The organism is Sphingobacterium sp. Mn56C, assembly GCF_049319645.1.
Lineage (GTDB): Bacteria > Bacteroidota > Bacteroidia > Sphingobacteriales > Sphingobacteriaceae > Sphingobacterium.
The window spans coordinates 96,274-116,294 of the sequence record NZ_JBMOUC010000003.1; the positions used below are offsets into that span (position 1 = coordinate 96,274).

The 20,021-nt window shown below is 42.4% G+C and carries 17 protein-coding genes; 4 read left to right on the forward strand and 13 right to left on the reverse strand.

Annotation, left to right across the window (positions count from 1 at the left end; all coding sequences use genetic code 11):
• The first annotated feature begins 3 nt into the window (after positions 1-3).
• The 4 genes from ACL9RF_RS10095 (at position 4) to ACL9RF_RS10110 (ending at position 3,571) form a co-directional block, all read left to right on the forward strand.
• Positions 4-837: an endonuclease/exonuclease/phosphatase family protein gene (locus ACL9RF_RS10095; RefSeq protein WP_422800503.1), complete on the forward strand. Its 834-nt coding sequence runs from the start codon at positions 4-6 to the stop codon at positions 835-837.
• Positions 838-886: 49 nt separating this feature from the next.
• A complete protein-coding gene (locus ACL9RF_RS10100) occupies positions 887-1,672 on the forward strand; it encodes a DUF4197 domain-containing protein (RefSeq protein WP_422800504.1) in 786 nt (261 codons plus the stop codon).
• A 63-nt stretch (positions 1,673-1,735) separates the two neighbouring features.
• Positions 1,736-2,989 carry a peptidase T gene (pepT, locus tag ACL9RF_RS10105; RefSeq protein ID WP_422800505.1) on the forward strand — a complete coding sequence of 418 codons (1,254 nt, stop codon included), beginning with the start codon at positions 1,736-1,738 and terminating at the stop codon, positions 2,987-2,989.
• Between the two features lie 12 nt (positions 2,990-3,001).
• Complete coding sequence (locus tag ACL9RF_RS10110) at positions 3,002-3,571, forward strand: nitroreductase family protein (protein WP_422800506.1); 570 nt, start codon at positions 3,002-3,004, stop codon at positions 3,569-3,571.
• Between the two features lie 69 nt (positions 3,572-3,640).
• Here the strand turns inward: ACL9RF_RS10110 and ACL9RF_RS10115 are convergent, their stop codons facing one another.
• From ACL9RF_RS10115 to ACL9RF_RS10175, 13 genes are all read right to left on the reverse strand, one after another.
• The gene (locus ACL9RF_RS10115; RefSeq protein WP_422800507.1) at positions 3,641-4,309 is read right to left on the reverse strand and encodes a hypothetical protein; all 669 of its coding nucleotides are present in this window, start codon (positions 4,307-4,309) and stop codon (positions 3,641-3,643) included.
• Complete coding sequence (locus ACL9RF_RS10120; protein WP_422800508.1) at positions 4,299-4,853, reverse strand: RNA polymerase sigma factor; 555 nt, start codon at positions 4,851-4,853, stop codon at positions 4,299-4,301. Before ACL9RF_RS10120 ends, ACL9RF_RS10115 begins: the two co-directional genes overlap by 11 nt.
• Positions 4,854-5,250: 397 nt before the next feature.
• On the reverse strand, positions 5,251-5,844 hold the full coding sequence (locus tag ACL9RF_RS10125) for a hypothetical protein (RefSeq protein WP_422800509.1): 594 nt from the start codon (positions 5,842-5,844) through the stop codon (positions 5,251-5,253).
• Entirely contained in the window at positions 5,807-6,286 is a 480-nt protein-coding gene (locus ACL9RF_RS10130; RefSeq protein ID WP_422800510.1) for a hypothetical protein, read from the reverse strand. The genes ACL9RF_RS10125 and ACL9RF_RS10130 overlap by 38 nt, the downstream gene beginning before the upstream one ends.
• A 35-nt stretch (positions 6,287-6,321) precedes the next feature.
• Positions 6,322-6,846: a hypothetical protein gene (locus ACL9RF_RS10135; protein ID WP_422800511.1), complete on the reverse strand. Its 525-nt coding sequence runs from the start codon at positions 6,844-6,846 to the stop codon at positions 6,322-6,324.
• A gap of 140 nt (positions 6,847-6,986) precedes the next feature.
• Complete coding sequence (locus tag ACL9RF_RS10140) at positions 6,987-8,240, reverse strand: YeiH family protein (RefSeq protein ID WP_422800512.1); 1,254 nt, start codon at positions 8,238-8,240, stop codon at positions 6,987-6,989.
• A 5-nt stretch (positions 8,241-8,245) separates the two neighbouring features.
• On the reverse strand, positions 8,246-9,178 hold the full coding sequence (locus ACL9RF_RS10145; protein ID WP_422800513.1) for an epimerase: 933 nt from the start codon (positions 9,176-9,178) through the stop codon (positions 8,246-8,248).
• Between the two features lie 4 nt (positions 9,179-9,182).
• Complete coding sequence (locus tag ACL9RF_RS10150) at positions 9,183-10,616, reverse strand: phytoene desaturase family protein (RefSeq protein WP_422800514.1); 1,434 nt, start codon at positions 10,614-10,616, stop codon at positions 9,183-9,185.
• A gap of 209 nt (positions 10,617-10,825) precedes the next feature.
• Complete coding sequence (locus tag ACL9RF_RS10155; RefSeq protein WP_422800515.1) at positions 10,826-13,411, reverse strand: TonB-dependent receptor; 2,586 nt, start codon at positions 13,409-13,411, stop codon at positions 10,826-10,828.
• Between the two features lie 444 nt (positions 13,412-13,855).
• Positions 13,856-15,640 (reverse strand): acyl-CoA dehydrogenase family protein, encoded by a 1,785-nt coding sequence (locus ACL9RF_RS10160; RefSeq protein WP_422800516.1) that lies wholly within the window; start codon positions 15,638-15,640, stop codon positions 13,856-13,858.
• 38 nt (positions 15,641-15,678) lie between these two features.
• Complete coding sequence (locus ACL9RF_RS10165; RefSeq protein ID WP_422800517.1) at positions 15,679-16,851, reverse strand: acetyl-CoA C-acyltransferase; 1,173 nt, start codon at positions 16,849-16,851, stop codon at positions 15,679-15,681.
• Positions 16,852-16,933: 82 nt separating this feature from the next.
• Positions 16,934-19,360: a 3-hydroxyacyl-CoA dehydrogenase/enoyl-CoA hydratase family protein gene (locus ACL9RF_RS10170; RefSeq protein WP_422800518.1), complete on the reverse strand. Its 2,427-nt coding sequence runs from the start codon at positions 19,358-19,360 to the stop codon at positions 16,934-16,936.
• A 21-nt stretch (positions 19,361-19,381) separates the two neighbouring features.
• The gene (locus ACL9RF_RS10175; RefSeq protein ID WP_422800519.1) at positions 19,382-19,831 is read right to left on the reverse strand and encodes a MarR family winged helix-turn-helix transcriptional regulator; all 450 of its coding nucleotides are present in this window, start codon (positions 19,829-19,831) and stop codon (positions 19,382-19,384) included.
• Between the last annotated feature and the right edge of the window lie 190 nt (positions 19,832-20,021).

A 20,021-nucleotide genomic window follows, 5' to 3' on the forward strand; every position in this document is an offset into this window, starting at 1 on the left:
AATATGAAAAAAGCATTCGTTGTATCGGTTTTGTGTTTTTTTACGCTTATTGGACTGGCACAAACCATTCGTGTAGCGTCGTATAATATCCGAATGAAGACTGATAACGATGTGGGTAACCTTTGGGAGGTACGTAAAAAACATCTCACCGACTTAGTTCTGTTTCATGAATTTGAGATTTTTGGTATTCAGGAAGGGTTTCTCGAACAGCTGCAAGATATGCAGCAGAACTTACCGGATTATGCCTATGTGGGCGTCGGCCGTGATGATGGCCACAGCAAAGGCGAACATTCGGCGATATTTTACAATACAACACGTTTTAAGGCTTTACAATCAGGGACTTTTTGGCTTTCGGATAGCGACACCGAAAGGCCTAATAAAGGCTGGGATGCGGTTTTACCAAGAATATGTAGCTGGGCCGTATTGGAGGATCTGTCGAACCATAAAAAGTTTATTTTTATGAACACGCACTTTGACCATATTGGCCGTAAAGCACGCACAGAAAGTGCTAAGCTAATTTTAGCTAAAGCCAAAGAGTTTGCTAAGGATCTACCGCTCATCTTAACCGGAGATTTTAATGTGGATGAAAATGATGAAGCGTATTTTACCCTTGCCAACAGCGGTGTCGTGCAGGATACGTATACCCTGGCACCGCTGAAGTATGAACCCAACTCCAGTTTTAACGGTTGGGGTGAAAGCCTGAAAGAGAAATCACGTATTGACCATATTTTTATTACTAAACCTTTTAAAGTACTTAAATATGGCATTCTAACCGACACGTATATGGGGAAATTTCCTTCCGATCATTTTCCCGTGATGTCGGTATTGAAATGGTAGATATCAAATTTATCTTTTGTATTTTTGCTTTGGTTTAAAAATTCCGAACATGAAATATGTAAAGATTTGTATGCTTGCGGTCCTAACTATTCCGGCAATAGCGTTTGCCCAAAAATTAGATAAGACCGCAAGTTCTATTTTACAACAAAAGGGTAAAAACAGCTCAAGTAAAACAACGAAAAATAATACCGCAACAAGCAATACCGCTGTTACACAGCAGGAAGCCGCTACGGGGATAAAACAAGCCTTAAGTAATGGGCTTATGAGCAGCATAAATGCGCTGTCGGTAAAGGATGGTTTCCTGGGAAATGCTGCCGTAAAGATCCTGATGCCCGCAGAAGCGCAGAAGATTGAAAAGACACTACGTACGGTGGGTATGGGCGCCTTATGCGATCAGTTTATCAATAGCCTGAATAGGGCTGCAGAATCTGCCGTTAAAGAAGCTGCTCCTGTATTTGTGAGCGCTCTGTCGCAAATGACTGTAACGGATGCTTTTCAAATTTTACTGGGTACCCAAACAGATGCCGCCACAAACTACTTTAAAAGAACAACAACGGCCACATTAACCGAAAAATTTAGCCCAATTGTGGCTTCTGCATTGGGCCAAAATAATGTGAGCACCTATTGGACACAATTAACCTCCGCTTACAATAATATTCCCCTTACCAGCACCAAGGTGCAAACCGATTTAAATGCCTATGTTACGCAGAAAGCAATTGATGGCTTATTTATTAAGGTGGCAGACGAAGAGGCTAAGGTACGTACGAACACTGGAAATGCACGTAATTCGGCGCTCTTAACAAAAGTATTTGGCTGGGCCGATAAACAGAAATAAATTAGGAAACTCTAAACGCTTTAATACCAACACTTAAAGCATACGTACAACAACTTGTTTTATATGATTAACAGTTTAAATAAATTTGAGGTTGCCGAACGTTTTATGCGTTATGTGCAGATTGATACCCAATCGGATGCTGCATCCGCAACATTCCCTTCTACAGCGAAGCAATTAAACTTAAGCCGTATTCTGGTACAGGAATTATTGGATTTAGGATTAACCGATGCGCACCTAGATGAAAATGGATATGTATATGCCACTATTCCGTCCAATACCACGAAAGATGTACCGGTAATCTGTTTCTGCTCGCATGTAGACACTTCTCCGGACTGCTCAGGGAAGGATGTAAAACCTATTGTACACCAAAACTATCAGGGGCAAGATATCGTTCTTCCGGATGATAATAGCGTAGTAATCCGCTTTAATGATCATAAAGACCTTGCTGAACAAATCGGGAATGATATTATTACCGCATCGGGAACAACTTTATTAGGTGCCGACGATAAAGCGGGTGTTGCTGAAATTATGGATGCTGCACGTATCCTGATGCTTAACCCGGAAATAAAACACGGTACCATTAAAATTTTGTTTACACCGGATGAAGAAATTGGTCGTGGTGTAGATTTTGTAAACCTCGAAAAGGTAGGTGCAACGTTTGCCTATACTATGGATGGTGAACGTGCCGGAACTATTGAGGATGAAACGTTCTCTGCAGATGGTGCTAAAGTTACCATCCATGGTGTTTCGGTGCACCCGGGCTTTGCGAAAAACAAAATGCAATCGGCCCTAAAAATTGCAGCTAAAATTATAGAATCATTACCAACAGACCGACTATCACCAGAGAGCACCTCGGGAAAAGAGGGCTTTGTGCATCCAACACAAGTATCAGGAACGGTGGAAAAGGCAACAATAGATTTTATTGTGCGTGACCACTTAACCAGCAACCTCCAAAAACATGAAACAGAGTTGGAGAATTGTGTAAAAAATATAGTCGCGAAATACCCGGGAACAAGTTATACTTTCGAAACTAAAGAACAATACCGTAATATGAAGGAGGTGTTGGACAAATACCCACAGATTATGGAAATCGGACTGGCAGCTATTGAAAGAGCAGGCATGAAGGCCGAGCGCCGCTCTATCCGTGGTGGCACAGATGGCTCGCGCTTGTCATTTATGGGCCTCCCTTGTCCAAATGTATTTGCTGGTGGACACGCCTTCCACGGTAAGATGGAATGGGTAAGTAAACAAGATATGGAAAAAGCGGTAAAAACAATATTGCATATTGCCTCGCTTTGGGAAGAAAAATCAAATTAATACGATACAACAATGAGTAAACAAAACGCAGTATTAGATGCCATTCATTTCAGAAGAACGGTAAATCAAAACAGCTTTACACAGGAAGATATTAGTCGCGAGGATATCCTTACTATTTTGGAGGCCGCAAACGCTGCACCAACACATAAACGTACACAGCCTTGGCGTTTTGTCATCTTCCGTAAAGAGGGCCTAGAAAGATTAGGAACGGAGCTTTCCCGTATTTACAAAACGGTAACCCCTGCAGAGAAATATACGGAGGCAACAGCACAAAATATGGCTAAAAAAGCAACACAATCTAACGTTGCTATCGCGCTTATTGTAAACTATACGGGCGACCTTCCTGAATGGGAAGAGCTAGCAGCAACTTCTTGTGCTGTAGAGAACCTTTGGTTAGCGGCACACTCCTTACATATCGGAGGTTACTGGGCAACACCGGGTTTGATTAATCACTTAGGTGGTTTCTTAAACTTAGCAGAAAACCAAAAATGTATTGGTATTTTCTACTTAGGCCACCACAACGCAGAAAGCCGTGAACCGGCACGATCCCCGATTGAGGATAAAATCCGTTGGGAGGAATAATACAAAGAACAAGGGCTGTCTTCATAGAACAGCCCTTGTTCTTATTTCTTATATATTATTTTTCAACTATTAATTTTTAATTTTCATTTCATGCAGGTTCACCCGTATTTCGGCTTCCTGCCCTTGCCATTTCCCTCCACGCTGTATCAGATTTAGAAGCTCTTTATAAGTATCCGCATTAGCATTACCTTTTCCATCGTTTAGTACAAAATCTTTTGGCAGCCCTTCGCTTGATATACTAAAGCGAATTAAGACATCCCCTTCCGTATGCCTATGCCCTGTATAATTTGCTGTTAGATAATCTTCAAAAGCCTGCCATCCCGCCACTGGCTCGCCATCCGATGCTCCAGTATTTGCCAATGAGACCGTAAACACTTGGTCCTGCATGAGCTCGACCTCATGCAGATTACTAGGGTTTGAACTCGGTAGGTAGCGGATTAATAATAAGGTCGATACTGTAACAAACATTACCGCAGCCGTCATTCCTATAGCCAAGCGCTGCCAACTATAAAAACGTTTATTTTTGCTGATGTTATTTTCCGCAATACGTGCATTAAAGCGTTGCTGCAGCAGGCTAAGCTGCTTCACGTCTACCCCCTGCTGCATTCTATAGCCATCTATGGCATCCTGAAGGAAGGGGTCGGCCAAGGCTTCTTTTTCCAGGGCATACATCTCCTCAGGATTCATTAAGCCATTGACGTAATTATGAATTCGCGATAACTGATAGTTATTTTCCATTATTTTTACTTTCCATGCAGATCCTGAGGTTACGCTTGCCATTCTGAATGGCACTCTTCACTTTATTTAAGTCGTATCCCGTACGATCTGCAATATCTTTATAACACATTTGCTCCAAATAAAACAAACGGACACATGTTTCCTGTTCGTTGTTGAGGGTTTTCATACAGCTTTCCAGTGCATCAAAATCCTGTTCTTCCCATTTATTTTCGTCGGGTTGCAATAAGGCAATCTCCGTTTCTGCCAGGCGTTCATCTATATCTACATGCGGGATACGCTTATCTTTACGTAGCTGCATTAAACAATAATTCCGTGCATAGACATAAAGCCAGCTTTTAAAAGCATCAACCTTATGCTGCCGTAGTTTAGGGATAAGCTCTTCAAAGATCTGCATCACCGCATCCTGACTGCGTTCAGCATCCTGCAGGTATTTAAAACAAACACCATACAACAATGACATATAAGGAGCATATAACTTACCTAAGACCGCCAGGTCTCCTGCAGTACGGTACTGTGCCAAAAGCTCCTTTTCATTGTTGTTCATGCCAAATATTTCAGAATTATGATGCTACAAGTTACTAATTTCCATAAAAAAAAGATTCTCAGGTTTAAGAAATAGCGTTGGAAAGTATGGATTAGCAAAAAAAGACGTAGCGTTCCTAATAAGGTTATCGGAATCGCGATTAACCAGTACAGTCTAACAAAGTCGCTACTATGCAGGATGTTCTTCAATACCCTTGCCGCATAAAATGGTCTGAAAACTAATTCTTCTTGCTATAAAAACAACAAGTAAGGCTCCTCTATCGCTTGCGACGAAGGCATTATTTTTGGGCTATACTATTTTTCGATTCTTTATTAGGCATTTAAGGTAGAAAAGTTCTTTGACGCTTTTACAGGACAGCATAGCTAATACGCTAAAACACCATAAAGCAAGATTCACTTTACTGTACTTCAATGTCGATATAAGGCTGCTGCGATTCCTTAAAATAAATCGGAACCTGGCCAATATAACCACGTGGCACCCGTTTTCCGGAAAAAATAGTAATAGAAAGTAGGCCTTTTGTAGGTTGTTTCAAGTAAGTTTTACAAGATCTACAAACGCGAAACTTTCCAGCCTTTTGCAGTATTATGCTATCATTTTGCGTGTACGTTAATTTATCCGATGATAGGTTAGCAATTACTAGTCCTCGCTTACAGGCATCGTAATCCAATTTAAGGTCGTTGTTTTTATCGAACAGATAAAAATTACTTACAGAAATATAATCTAATAACCTAAAATCTTGTAAGCCCAAATCCGCCGCTTTTACCTGTATTTCAAATAATACGGTGTCCCCCACTTTATAAACCGCTTGCTGCGGTTTCAGTTCTAACCAGACTTTTTTCCCTTCAAGCCCTTCCAGAGGCCTATAGATGTAATCCGCTTTTCTACAGTGCATAGCCGTAGAAACACACATAATAATAATGGAAGCGAATAGGGATATCCTTTTGCTGTTTAGTTTAATAGCCATAAAGTTGGAATAATCGCGTAATCTCATGGTTGGTATTTTTGTGTGGGTAATATTGAATAATCTTATTTTTTAGGTCGGTTACGGATCGTACATCGTTTGTTAGAAAACGATAAAGCTGCGAATAGGTAAACCCGACAACTGGAGTTACGCTGCTCAATAATGTAGTACTGTAATTTTTACCATCTTTTAATTCGACTTCTCTACTTTCCTTGCTTATTAAATCCCGGAATAAACCGGATGGGATCCAACAGGCCAAATTAGCACCATCCCCATCTGTGCTTGGAATGGTAGAGGGCGATGAACTTTGCGTATAAGCAGTCATAAGGATAGCATACCTTTCTTTACCAAGCAGTCCGATCTGCTGCATTAATTGATATTCTATAAAATGGGACCAAGCCTCTGCTACGCCTGTATATTTAGCATAGGTAGAACTACCATCACCATAGGTTCCAGCAGTTTCATCAAACATAGCCTGGTATTGTACCTGTGCCCAATACGCATCACTTAACTCCTGTTAAAATGATTTCTTGTTACCTTATACGCTAGTGCTTCAATTTCATCTTCCTCATCCTGAGGCCTATAAAGTTCTTCCAGAACTTCGTAATGTACCTGTGGAAATATATAGTCATAATCAACGATAGCATATTGCCATGTATATTGGTCTTTTGGAATAGAAGGATCCTGATAGTAACTTAGATCTGCAGAATTCTCATAACCATAAGGTACAGAATCATAATAAAGAGTACTATCTGCTTCCAACAGAAGCATATCTTCATAAGTTTTAGGTAAAAACCTGACCAACAAATGCGTGGGTTTTAATTCAGGAGCTAATGCGGATGTTCCATGTTTAGATTGCAAATGTGTTAAAGCGATCTTGATATTACGAACAGCATAGGGATTTTCAAGCTTTTTACCCAAACCATTAGACAGATTAAACGGTTCTTGAACGGGATCGGGGGGTTGTATGTGTAAATTATCCTTTGTACAGGAGCATATAATAAGCAAAAATAAAAAGTAAATATATTTCATAGGATTTTGATTTCGTATGATCAAAAAGAACTAAAAAAATATATTTACTCCCTATGCTTTTGGACAGTTGTTAAACTTCCTAAACTTTTAGTTAGTATCCGCATGCCCGAACCACCGAAGGTTATTTTTTACGACTACGGTTAGCGGAATAACAAGAGGGCGATAACCAAAGTAACGGCAACATTAAAGGTCTGTGCAATTAAAAAGGCATATAACGGCTTTTTATTGCTATGCTGAAAAAGCTCTTTAAAGTTTGTTTCCAGGCCAATAGAAGTAAAAGCCAAGGTAAACCATAAGCCCTGCAGGCTTTTTAACCCATCTTTAACCTGAAGATTTGTTTCGGGCGAAATCACAAAGGAAAACAACAATGAAGCCGCTACAAAACCGATTACAAACTTCGGGAATCGTTCCCATATCACTTTTAAAGTTGGTTTTCCATTTTTTGCTTGCTCTTCTACCGACTTCGTATAGGTCCAGTATATACTAATCATAAATGCGGCAATACCCAACAATACATTTTGCGAGAATTTAACAATGGTACTAATCTTTAAGGCCTCCTCGCCCACCAAAGACCCCGACGCTACTACAGCACCAGTGGTATCTATACTTCCACCAAGCCAAGCACCTGTTACCTCCTGAGAAAGCCCCATCCATTCGGCCATATAGGGCATAAAAATCATCATCGGAATGGCGGTAATCAATACCAGCGAAATCACATACGACAGCTTCTTGCTGTCGCCTTCTATAGCCCCTGATGTCGCTATCGCTGCCGATACCCCACAGATCGATACCGCACTGGATAACATGAGCGACATTTCTTTATCGATCTTCATCTTTTTGCATATCCAAAAAGCAAAATACCAAACCGAAACCACCACAATCAAGGCCTGTATCAACCCCAGGGAGCCTGCTTTCAGGATATCCCCAAAGATTACTGTCGTACCCAATAAAACCAGACCAATTTTTACATACAACTCCGTGCTTAAGGCATTTTTAAACCAAGCTGGCAAACTAAAAAAATTACTTATCGCCAAACCTATTCCTAAACTAAAAATTACCGCCTCAAGATTATATTCTTTAATCACATTATTCCCAGCCACGACCAAGGCTACCAGCGTTAACACATAGACTACAGGAAATACAATCAACAAGCTTCTGAGGTTTTTCTTTAGGAGCAAAGCACCGACAATAGCAATAACAAAAACCAAAAGAAATTGACTTAATATAGCCTGTATATTCGCTATTGAAAATACGGTTGTCGTTAAATCCTGCCAATCTGCCCAATTAAAAGAAGGGACAGGAACAATAATACCGCATAAGGCGAGCGCAACAGTGGCGAGCCCGAGAATAACAACGACCCAATCTTCGGTAAAAGAAAAAGATTTTGATGACATTAGATTTATGTTGATGTTAGTAATTGATTTAAAGCATCGTGAATATAGGGAAATTTAAAAGAAAAGCCCTCTTGTAACGATGTTTTTGCGCGAACAGGAACAGTCTGCAACAATACACTGCTATCAACTCCTTTAAAAAACGCCCCAACATGGGCTAAAGGTGTCGGTAAAGGTAAACCCATACGACAGCCTACAGCCTCCCGAAAGGCATGCATAAATTCGCTATTCGTAACCGGATGTGGGCTGCAGGCATGGTAAACCGAAGCAGTATATTCCTTCTCCATGATCCAACAAACCAAAGCGGCTAAATCGTGCTCGTGTATCCAGCTTACCAGCTGCCTGCCGCTACCCACCTTCCCGCCAAGGCCCCACCTAACTAAAGGAAGTAATTCGGAAAACATTCCCGACTGTGCACTTAAAACCGGACTAACACGCAGCGCCACCTTATGGGTATTGGGCGTATTACTTAACCAAAAAGCCTGCTCCCACTGCTGGGTAAGCTGCGCTAAGAAATCGCTACCATAGCTGGTGCTATCCTCATTCTGCACCTGCTCCATCCCATTAAAAATCGATATTCCAGAAAAGTTAATCCATAATCTGGGCGGCTGCTGTAATGTCGCTATCGCCTCCCCTAATACGCTAGTAGGAGCTAAACGAGAGCTCTTAAGTACCCTTTTATTAGCATCTGTAAACCGGCACTGTATACTCTTTCCACTGAGGTTTAGCACAACATCAGCTCCCTCAAGATGCTGCTGCCAGGCACCTAAAGTTTTTCCATCCCATAACACCTTATGCAGGCCATCGACACCACCCTTTAAGGTGGCTGGCGCATTTCTAGAAAGAATGAAAAGGGCTACCCCGGGGTAGCGTTTCCGAAATGTACGGATCAACAACGAGCCCAAATTCCCGGACCCTCCAGCCAATACTATTTTTTTCATTGTGTTAAAGATTTATGGTAATACCGTAATGATCTTTTAATGCCACTTTAGCCGCATGGAAACCACACATTCCGTGCACACCGCCCCCCGGTGGGGTCGATGAGGAACAAAGGTAAACCCTACTATTGCTGGTGCGATAAGGGGTTAAACTCGGCACTGGGCGTGTAAAAAGCTGTTTTATATCCATTAAGCCACCATTGATATCACCGCCCCTATAATTCGGATTATAGGCCTCCATTTGCATCGCATTGAAGGTCGACCGTGCAAGAATAGTGTCCTTAAACCCGGGTGCAAAGCGTTCAATCTGGTTTTCAATTTGTGCTGTCATATCGTTTGTAGCACCGTTAGGTACATGGCAGTATGCCCAGCCGGTGTGCTTTCCAACGGGCGCCCGACTGTTATCAAAGTTACTTTGCTGGGCAAACAACACAAAAGGCTTATCCACAATCTTCCCCTCCTGTGTCAATTTTTCATGCCTTGCAATTTCGGCAAACGTATTTCCGATATGAACCGTAGCCGCCTGTTGGCAGCGATGGTCTTTAAAGGGTGTAAGATCCGACAAGGCCCAATCTATTTTAAAAACCCCCATCCCCTGTCGGTATTGCTTCAATTGGGTACTATATTTTTCCGTTAAATTTAGACCTTTTAATTTCAGCAGCTGATACGGGGTTAAATCAAGCATTAAAATACGATGTTGGGGTAACAGCCGAATATCATCTACCCAGTTGTTTAAAATAACCTCTCCACCCAATTTTTTGTAATATGCAACCATAGCATCGACAATCGCCTGCGACCCTCCCACCGGAATTGGCCAGCCATATCGATTCCCAACAGCCATTAAAACCATACCAATTGCCGATGTAGCCCAATTGGATAACGGCTGGATGCCATGCGCCGTCATCCCAGCCCACAGCGCTTTTGCTTTTTCTGTTGCAAAAGACTTTGCAATCCAAGTTGCCGGCTGAAGTGCCTTCAAGCCAAAGGCAGCCATATCAAAGGGTACCTTCGGAAAACGCAATGGTCCCAAAAGATCCGGAGCCAAGGTTTCCCATGCGTTAAATAAGGGTTGAATTAGGTTCTTATAATATCTTCCATCCAGCCCTAGCGCATCAACCGTTTCATCCAGTGTAGGGTATAATAATGCTGTTTCATGGGAATCCAAAGGGTGGGCAGCAGGATATGGGGCATGCACAAACCGCAGGCCATAGTCTGCCAACGGCAGAGAACGCATAAAGGGCGAAGCCATCGCCATCGGATGTATGGCCGAGCACACATCATGCTTATATCCAGGAAGCGTTAAAGCTTTCGTCCGTGCGCCACCGCCCAGGCTGTCGCCCCCCTCTATCAACAAAGTTGCCAACCCCTGTTGCTGCAGGCTTATTGCCGCAGCTAACCCATTTGGCCCAGAACCCAGTATAATAGCGTCGTAGTTTTTCAAATTAATCGATCCTCACAATTTCCTTAAAAATATCAAATAATATTGTGATTACTATACCCCTATATAAAATGCATAATCGCCATTCCATAACCACAAAAAAAAGAAGCGACCGAAAGCATATTACCTTCAGTCGACTTCAATAGGGAAATGAAAAATTTTTATACCATCAGCATACCTAAAAAAGCTGAATTAGTAGCCTTCAAAAAAAATTAACGCCAGTTATAGCGTAGCGTAACACCATAGGTACGTGGGTCGCCCAAAATACCAGCATACTGCCCATAGCTACCTGGCGCCGCCAACAGCTGTTCGTAATAATCGGTATTCGCCAGATTACGGCTCCATACCAAAATTGAAATGCCATTGGTGCCAGAAAAACCTACACGCGCATTCAGTAAACTGTAACCGTCGATATTGAGGTATTTTGAAGGGGAAGGGCTCGAAGAGAATTTTGAACGGAAGAAAAGATCTGCTGCTAAGAAAAATTTCCCCTGCAATCCGATTAAAGCACCCTTCTGACTTACCTCAGCACCAAAAGACCCCGACCATTTAGAAATCCCTGGAAGCTCCCCACCAGAAATATCCTTAAAAGCCTGTGCGCCACCAACCTCCTCAAGGGGCACCGGTGCATTTGTAAATTTGGTATACTTTCCGTCGGTATAAGCCAAGGCCGTATTTAAGCGTAAAATATTTTTAATATTTACCGAACCATCGAGCTCTATCCCCTGCACACGTACTTTCTCGGCATTGGCCAGGTACCCCCTGTTTACCCCCGGATCAGGCGTTTGCACCTGCGTCTGGAAATCCTTAATATCCGTTTGGTAAAGGGTTAAATTAAGTATAGCATTTTTTCCCGGACTGCTCTTTATTCCAAACTCTTTATGCTGTACCCCTTCCGGCTTTACACGCGCCAGATCCAGCAGCACCTGCCCATTTGCTGTAGGCAAACCACCCACATTTATACCTACAGGTTTATAACTGATGGCATATGTAGCGAAAGCATTAACTTTGGGGTTCAGTTTGTACTGCACAGAAAGCTGCCCCGAGAAGTTATCAGCAGAAGCGTCAGTATCAAAAGATTGATCGGTATAAATAGAGTTTTTAAGTGCCAATAAAGCGGGATCTTGAGTATCTAACCCACCGTACCTTTGCCGGTTATAGTTAGCAATTTTTTTATCATAATTATAACGTAAACCCGGCAAAACATGAAGCTGTGACGTAACAGCCCAATCAATCTGCGTATAGGCTGCCAATCCTGTACTTTTAATACCATATTTTGTACGTATACCAAAATTATCAAACAACCCAGGGGTCTTCCACAATGCACTCGTCGAGCTCTGCGCAAAACGCCATAAGGCCGAACCGCCCTCTTCCGTATGTACAGGATCTGTTTTTAAGTCTTGCCATAATCCAAAAAGCCCCAGCACCCCAGAAACCTTATCGCTTATTTTTCCTGAATACCGAAACTCCTGCGAATACTGGTTGTGTTTCGAGTTGCCTGCCGATATGGTGAATACAGGAATACCCAAATAATCGCGATCGTTCAAAGGCACCCAATCCCAATACCGCCATGCCGTAGTAGAGGTCAAGGTACCATTGCCTATTTTTATATCCGCATTTACCGAAACACCACCCAGCTCATTATCGGCCTTCGATTGCGTATCCAAATCAATTTTACGCTCAAATGCGCTGTTATAAGGAATAACATAACCCAAGTCTTTGATGATGGCATCAAACTGCCTGTAATCTGCACGTTGTGTTTTTACTACGCCAGCCACACCCCAGCCATAACCATCGGGGCGTTGCGTACCTACATCCCCTGCCACAACAATTTTCACATCATCGGAAGGGGTAAACAAAACCTGTCCGCGCACACCTAAGTTATTGGTATTATTTATTTTTCGATTGGTAAAAACATTAAACAATGTTCCATCGCGCTGTGTTCCGGAGAAGGAAACCCTTGCTGCTAAATTCTTAGCCAGAGGTCCTGTAATAGAAGACTTCGCCTGTATAAACCCATAATTACCGTAGCTAACCTCAAAGTTCGCTTCCGGGCGAAACTGGGGCAGGCGTGTGGTGACATTGAATGCTCCTGCGGTAGTATTTTTGCCAAAAAGAGTACCCTGAGGTCCGCGTAATACCTCAATCTGCTCAATATCTATAAAATCTAACCAGGTAGCTGCCGGCCGCGCCAGGTAGACCCCGTCGAGGTAAAAACCAACGCCCGGATCGATACCATCGTTTGTCAAACCATAGGTGGAACCTAAGCCCCGGATATTTAAAGTAGTATTGCGTGCATTAGATGAATACAACTGCACGGTAGGAACCAATTCCTTTAGGCGGTTTACGTTAAAAGCACCGGCATCCTCCAATGCTGCACCCCGTATTAAGGAAATTGGAATCGGAATATCTTGCAATTGTTCTTTTCTACGGCGCGACGTTACCAGCACCTGATCCAGCGACTCCACCTGAGGCTGTAGCTCGATTACAGTAGGCGACGTATGCACCACAATTTTTTGTGTTTGATACCCTACACGGGTAAGGATTAACGTAAAAGGCAATTTCTGTCCGGTAACAAACTGAAATAAACCATCCCGGTCGGTACGCACCTGGTGGGTTACAGCATCCAGCTGCACGGTAACGCCTTCTAAAGGTTCTTTTGTCAGCGCATCGACTACCGATCCGACAAGACTTGCATTTATAATAGGTTTTGTTTCTACCTGTGCAAGCAAAATATAACTACCTGCAAATAGGCCAACAAAGGTCAATAAGATGCGGTAAAAAGCATTTCTTTTCATATATTTAGGTTGATTATTAGTGGAAAAAAGCAAGTTCCAACGCCAATTGACTACTTGTTTGATTCTTACAGTATGGGGAAGCCTAGCTTCCCCATCCATATATATATATTAAGGGAAGAGAAATTTAACTGCACATTCGCTCGTCAACAATCAGGCTGCTTGTCAAGTTTACCACCCACTGCTGTCGGTTTTTTCTTATTTTTTTTGCGTAAATGTTATTCATAAATGTTCGTAATTTTTTGGTTAATAGCAAGACTGCAACTATGATTACAATCAATTCTTAACAAATGTAAAAACATTTTTCAAAAAAGACTACTATTTTTATAGATTTAATATTCTTTTTTTTTTATTCCTCTAAAATATCTGTTGCTAGAAGCAAAAAAAAACTACCATCTCCGGCATCAAATCCCGAAATGGTAGTCTAAAAAAATATTATAAATAAAATTAGAAACTATATTTATTGTCGTCAATTAGTTTGCGCGCAATACGCTGGCGTGCATCCTTAACGTTAAACGGCTGAGCTTTGGTAAAACGACGCAATCCGACGAGCATCATATTCAATTCATCGCCCTCGCCAAACGAGTACAATGCCTCTTTTCCCGCGCTGTTCACCTTATCAATAGCAGAATACAAGTACACTTTAGCTATATCTACAGGGAGTGCCGCAGCAGCTTCACCCTGGGTATAATAAATCTTTTCGGCACGCAATAAAACCGATTCGGCAACATACACATAACCAATAATATCCGCAATATTCATTAAAATTTCTTGTTCTTTAGACAAAGACATCATTAATTTTTGTACGGCAGCGCCAGCGATTAACAAACCCGCTTTTTTAAGATTGGCAACAATTTTCTTTTCCGCAGCAAAAGGCGTTTCATCCGCATCAGCAAAGTCCGGAATAGCCATCAGCTCAGCAGCAACAGCCTGCGCAGGCCCCATCAGATCCAGTTCCCCCTTCATCGCACGCTTTAATAACATATCAACCACCAAAAGACGGTTTACCTCGTTGGTACCTTCAAAAATCCGGTTGATACGCGAATCCCTATACGCCCTTTCCATAGGCGCGTCGGCCGAATAGCCCATGCCACCATAAATTTGAACCCCTTCATCCACGACATAATCCAACATTTCGGAACACCACACCTTAATAATGGCACATTCAATAGCAAACTGCTCTACCGACTTCAGCTTGGCTTTCCCCTCATCCATCCCCGCAGCGACCAAAGCAGCATACGCATCATCGATATTTTGGCCAGCACGATACGCTGCAGACTCGTTAGCATACAATCGTATCGCCATCTCAGCAAGCTTATAACGTATAGCGCCAAACTTAGAAATAGGCAAATTAAACTGCACCCTTTCATTGGCATAATTAACGGCGGTAGAAATAGCTTTACGCCCAGCACCGATAGTTGCCGCACCCAATTTAATACGGCCAATATTTAAAATATTAACGGCAATTTTAAATCCATTCTCCCTGTCAGAAAGCATATTCTCCACCGGCACAGCACAGTCGTTAAAGAAAATCTGTCTTGTGGAAGACCCCTTGATTCCCAATTTATGCTCCTCAGGGTTCATGGTAATACCGCCAAAAGATTTTTCAACAATAAATGCGGTCAAATTTTTATCGTCATCAATTTTTGCAAATACAATAAAAATATCCGCAAAGCCCCCATTGGTAATCCACATTTTCTGCCCATTAATCAGGTAATGTGTACCCTCGGCATTTAACTTCGCCGTAGTGCGCCCCGAGTTGGCATCAGAACCCGCATTAGGCTCTGTAAGGCAGTAAGAAGCCTTCCACTCGCCTGTTGCCAGCTTCGGGATATATTTTTCCTTCTGTGCCGCATTTCCGTAATATAAAATCGGTAAAGTACCAATCCCCGTATGGGCAGACAGTGCCACCGCAAAGGAGAAGCCCCCTCCGACCGCATCAGCAACCAACATCGACGTATTAAAATTCTTACCAAAACCACCATATTCCTCAGGAATAGAAACCCCCAGCATACCAAGCTCGCCAGATTTATCCATCAAGCTCTGCATCAGCCCCTCCTCCTGCGCATCAATTTTATCCAATTTCGTAAGCACCTCCCTGTCCAAGAAGTCCAAGCAGGTTTCACGTATCATTTTTGCCTCTTCATCAAACTCCTCAGGAATAAAAATATCCGTATATTTCGTCTCTTTTATTACGAATTCTCCACCTTTTATTGTTGTTTTTTCGCTCATAATTTTTGCATTTATAGTTGTGAGAAATCTATTTTACATTATAATAGTTCAAATACACCGGCTGCCCCCTGTCCGGTACCCACACACATGGTAACCATACCATATTTTTTACCTCTACGTTTTAGCTCATGTAAAAGCTGTACAGTAAGTTTAGCACCTGTGCAACCTAGCGGGTGGCCTAATGCAATAGCACCACCATTAACATTTACTTTATCCTCGTCGAGCCCCAATGTTCGAATTACCGCCAGCGACTGCGAAGCAAAGGCTTCGTTCAGCTCAAAAAGATCGATATCCTCCTGCTTTAAGCCAGCCTGTTCCAAGGCTTTAGGAATGGCATAAATCGGACCAATACCCATAATACGCGGCGGAACACCCGCAACGGCATACGAAAGAAGCTTGGCAATAGGCTTTAAGCCTAAAGCTTTCATTTTACGCTCCGACATAACCAACACAAATGCCGCCCCATCCGATGTTTGAGAAGAATTTCCTGCGGTAACACAACCATCGGCAGCAAAAACGGGCTTTAACTTCGACAAAGCCTCCAATGTGGTGTCAGCACGCGGCCCTTCATCCGTATCCACGACATACGAGCGGGTAGCTAATTTGCCATCTTTACTGTAGTTCTCCTGTACAGTAATCGGTACAACGCCATCCTTAAGGTGCCCATTTTTTAGGGCCTCAACAGCTTTCTGGTGCGATTTTAAGGAGAAGGCATCCTGATCTTCACGTGAAACTTTATATTCCTGCGCTACAGCTTCAGCTGTTAAACCCATTCCCCAATACCAATCGGGGTTATTTTTGGCAACCTTAGGGTTGGGAACAATTTTCCAACCACCAAAAGGCATTCCCGACATCACCTCGGCCCCCCCCGCAATAATGACATCAGCCATACCTGCTTTAATCTTTGCTGTGGCCGTGGCAATGGTATCCAAGCCTGAAGCGCAATAGCGATTTACGGTTACGCCCGGAACCTTATCGGTATCCAGCCCCATTAAAGCGATAAAACGCGCCATATTCATACCTTGCTCCGCCTCGGGCATAGCATTGCCAACGATTACATCGTCGATTTCTTCTTTATCTAAGTTTGGCACCGATGCCACAAGATGTTGTATAACTGCTGTTGCCAAATCATCAGCCCGCATAAAACGGAAACCACCACGTGGTGCTTTCCCTACAGCGGTACGATATCCTGCTACAATATATGCTTCCATTTTTTCTATGTTTAGTCGTTTACAGGTTGTACTCCAGCGTTAAAACCGCCTAAAAGCACAGCTCAAATTCTAGTTTTTACGGTTAATTTCTTAACGGCTTACCCTTGGTTAGCATATGTTGAATACGCTCCAATGTTTTGCGTTCGGCACAAAGCTCCAGAAAAGCTTTACGTTCTAAATCCAAGAGATACTGTTCAGATACTTCGGTCGGTGCAGAAAGATCTCCACCGCACATAACCCAACCTAATTTTTCTGAAATTTTCTGGTCATGATCGGAAATGTAATTTCCGGCACGCATAGAAGATGCACCAACATAAACAATACCCAAACCCTGGTTGCCCAACACCTTGATATCTTGACGATGCGCAGGTTGTATATACCCCGCATTGGCCAATTCTAATGCTTTATGCTTCGCATCTAACAACAACCGAGATCGGTTCATGGTAATGGCATACTTTCCTTTTTGTAGGTATCCCAACTCATACGCTTCCACGGCCGACGTTGACACCTTTGCCTGTCCAATGGTCAGAAACTTATCTTTTAAGGTATTTTGCACAATCTGATCGTCCTTATATTCATCGGATGCACGGAGGGCAAATTCCTTAGACCCACCACCACCTGGAATAACGCCAACACCAAACTCTACCAGCCCCATGTACGTTTCAGCATGTAGCTGCACAAAGTCGGCATGCATAGCAAACTCACAACCACCACCCAGCGTAAGCTGGAAAGGAGCGACCACCACCGGGATTGAAGAGTAGCGTATCCGCATAGATGTATTCTGAAACATCCGTACCGCCATATTCAGCTCGTCGTAATCTTGTTCTACAGCCATCATAAATATCATTCCGATATTAGCTCCGGCAGAGAAATTCTTGCCATCATTACTGATAACTAAACCTTTGTACTCTTTTTCAGCGAGGTCTATGGCTTTATTTACGCCCTGAATCACATCGCCACCAATGGTATTCATTTTGGTATGGAACTCACAATTTAAAATACCATCCCCCAGATCAAGAATAGAAACACCCGAATTTTTCCATATAGTTTTGGTATCCCGGATATGGTCCAAGACAATTAAATCTTCCGTTCCTGGAATAGGTTTGTAAGATTTACTGGCAATATCATAAAAATGACGTACGCCATTTTCAATTTTATAAAAACTTTCCGCCCCCGACTCGAGCATTTCAAGCACCCAAGAAGCGACTACCCCCGACTGTCCGGGTAGACGTTTAGGCTCGGCTTTAATTTTTTCTAAGGACGCCCGCACACCGATAGCATCCCAAACCTCAAAGGGCCCTAACTCCCAACCAAAACCCGCACGTATAGCATCGTCGATACGGAAAAAATCATCCGTAATTTCGGGCACTCTATTCGACACATACTCAAACAAAGGGTAATGCATTGCACGGAACAGCTCCCCCGCCTTATCCGTACCTTGCTCATATACCTGCATACGTTTCGCCAGGTCATCAACGAGCTTGGTAGCCTCCAACGTAGCGGACTTCACTTTCTTTTGCGTCGCATAAGTCAGCGTTTGCAAATCCAGAGAAAGAATTTCGGAACTGCCATCCGCTGTGCGCACTTTTTCATAAAAACCTTTTTTAGTCTTTTCGCCAAGCCATTTATTTTCCACCATCTTCGAAATAAACGCTGGAAGCTTAAAAATGCCCTTAGCTTCATCGTTTGGTGCATTTTCGGCCAAACCATTAGCCACATTTACCAGCGTATCTAAACCAACCACATCTGCTGTACGGAAGGTTGCAGATTTAGGGTGCCCCATTGCCGGGCCAGTATATTTATCAACCTCCTCCACAGAAAGCCCCAACTGTTCGACCAGGTGGGTAATCGCCAACATAGAATACACCCCAATACGGTTGCCTATAAATGCCGGCGTATCTTTACACAGCACTACCGTTTTCCCTAACATTCTATCACCGAAATCCACCAGAAAATCAATAACATCTTTTTTAGTATGTGGGGAAGGTATTATTTCTAACAACTGCAGATAGCGCGGCGGGTTAAAAAAATGGGTACCACAGAAGTGGTCAATAAAATCAGGCGAACGCCCCTCGGCCATTAGCTGTATGGGGATACCAGAGGTATTAGAGGTTATTAATGTGCCAGGTTTCCGATACTTCTCCACCTGTTCAAAAATAGATTTTTTAATATCCAACCGTTCTACTACCACCTCAATAATCCAGTCGACCTGCGCTATTTTAGGCAAATCATCCTCAAAATTCCCTGTCTTTATCCTTTTAGAATAGGATTTACTAAACAAGGGTGCTGGATTAGATTTTACCGCGGTATCTAAAGAAAGATTCACAATACGGTTACGCACCATTGGAGAGTCCAAGGTTAAACCTTTTGCCTGCTCGGCTGGAAGCAATTCCTTTGGTGCAATATCCAAAAGCAATACCTCTACACCGATGTTTGCAAAGTGGCAAGCAATTCTAGACCCCATTACTCCCGATCCCAACACCGCTACTTTTTTAACACTTCTTTTCATATTGTCTATGTTTTTCAGTTTCTATTTGGTTTCTACTAAAAGCTTCGATTCGTAATCTAAGGTCAGTTTATTAACTTTCATTAAAAGAGTTATCAACTGTAACCTTTCTCTTTCAGTAAGTTTATCACTCAAAAAATCGTTAAAGCCACGTACTACGTTCTTAGCGATTCTTCTTTTTTCGACCCCTAATGGAGTAAGATAAACTTTCACCGATCGCTTATCCGAATTATTGCTCTCCCTATAAATAAAGCCTAAACCTTCCAAATTGTTTAATACCCTGGATAATGAGGTGGTTTTAACTCCCGTAGAATTTGCAATTTGGGATACGGGTGTGCCCTCCTTATGAATGTTTATTAATATATAACCTGCGGCTTGTGTAAAACCATGCTGTGATGCAATGGTATTGTATTTATTGGCAACACTCTGCCAAGCGACTTTTAAAAAATAATCAATGGTACTATTTTGGCTCATAGCTGATCTATAATTGTGAAACATGCTTTTTTGTTATGCATGCATATCAAATTTAAGGTTTAAGAATCAAATATCAAACTGTTTGCAAAAATAATTTGTTATTGTAGAGTGCTAAATTGATATAATTGACGGTAATAAAACTTTTCCACAATTCGCGATTCTTGAAAACTTTACTCACTGAAAACCTTAA

What these genes read in the sequence shown, in the direction of transcription:
- ACL9RF_RS10120 (WP_422800508.1), bottom strand. Translation starts at nt 4,853, where the DNA reads ATGAACAACAATGAAAAGGAGCTTTTGGCACAGTACCGTACTGCAGGA.
- ACL9RF_RS10100 (WP_422800504.1), top strand. Translation starts at nt 887, where the DNA reads ATGAAATATGTAAAGATTTGTATGCTTGCGGTCCTAACTATTCCGGCA.
- ACL9RF_RS10115 (WP_422800507.1), bottom strand. Translation starts at nt 4,309, where the DNA reads ATGGAAAATAACTATCAGTTATCGCGAATTCATAATTACGTCAATGGC.
- ACL9RF_RS10170 (WP_422800518.1), bottom strand. Translation starts at nt 19,360, where the DNA reads ATGAAAAGAAGTGTTAAAAAAGTAGCGGTGTTGGGATCGGGAGTAATG.
- ACL9RF_RS10110 (WP_422800506.1), top strand. Translation starts at nt 3,002, where the DNA reads ATGAGTAAACAAAACGCAGTATTAGATGCCATTCATTTCAGAAGAACG.
- pepT (WP_422800505.1), top strand. Translation starts at nt 1,736, where the DNA reads ATGATTAACAGTTTAAATAAATTTGAGGTTGCCGAACGTTTTATGCGT.
- ACL9RF_RS10130 (WP_422800510.1), bottom strand. Translation starts at nt 6,286, where the DNA reads ATGTTTGATGAAACTGCTGGAACCTATGGTGATGGTAGTTCTACCTAT.
- ACL9RF_RS10160 (WP_422800516.1), bottom strand. Translation starts at nt 15,640, where the DNA reads ATGAGCGAAAAAACAACAATAAAAGGTGGAGAATTCGTAATAAAAGAG.
- ACL9RF_RS10145 (WP_422800513.1), bottom strand. Translation starts at nt 9,178, where the DNA reads ATGAAAAAAATAGTATTGGCTGGAGGGTCCGGGAATTTGGGCTCGTTG.
- ACL9RF_RS10140 (WP_422800512.1), bottom strand. Translation starts at nt 8,240, where the DNA reads ATGTCATCAAAATCTTTTTCTTTTACCGAAGATTGGGTCGTTGTTATT.
- ACL9RF_RS10125 (WP_422800509.1), bottom strand. Translation starts at nt 5,844, where the DNA reads ATGAGATTACGCGATTATTCCAACTTTATGGCTATTAAACTAAACAGC.
- ACL9RF_RS10095 (WP_422800503.1), top strand. Translation starts at nt 4, where the DNA reads ATGAAAAAAGCATTCGTTGTATCGGTTTTGTGTTTTTTTACGCTTATT.
- ACL9RF_RS10175 (WP_422800519.1), bottom strand. Translation starts at nt 19,831, where the DNA reads ATGAGCCAAAATAGTACCATTGATTATTTTTTAAAAGTCGCTTGGCAG.
- ACL9RF_RS10165 (WP_422800517.1), bottom strand. Translation starts at nt 16,851, where the DNA reads ATGGAAGCATATATTGTAGCAGGATATCGTACCGCTGTAGGGAAAGCA.
- ACL9RF_RS10135 (WP_422800511.1), bottom strand. Translation starts at nt 6,846, where the DNA reads ATGAAATATATTTACTTTTTATTTTTGCTTATTATATGCTCCTGTACA.
- ACL9RF_RS10155 (WP_422800515.1), bottom strand. Translation starts at nt 13,411, where the DNA reads ATGAAAAGAAATGCTTTTTACCGCATCTTATTGACCTTTGTTGGCCTA.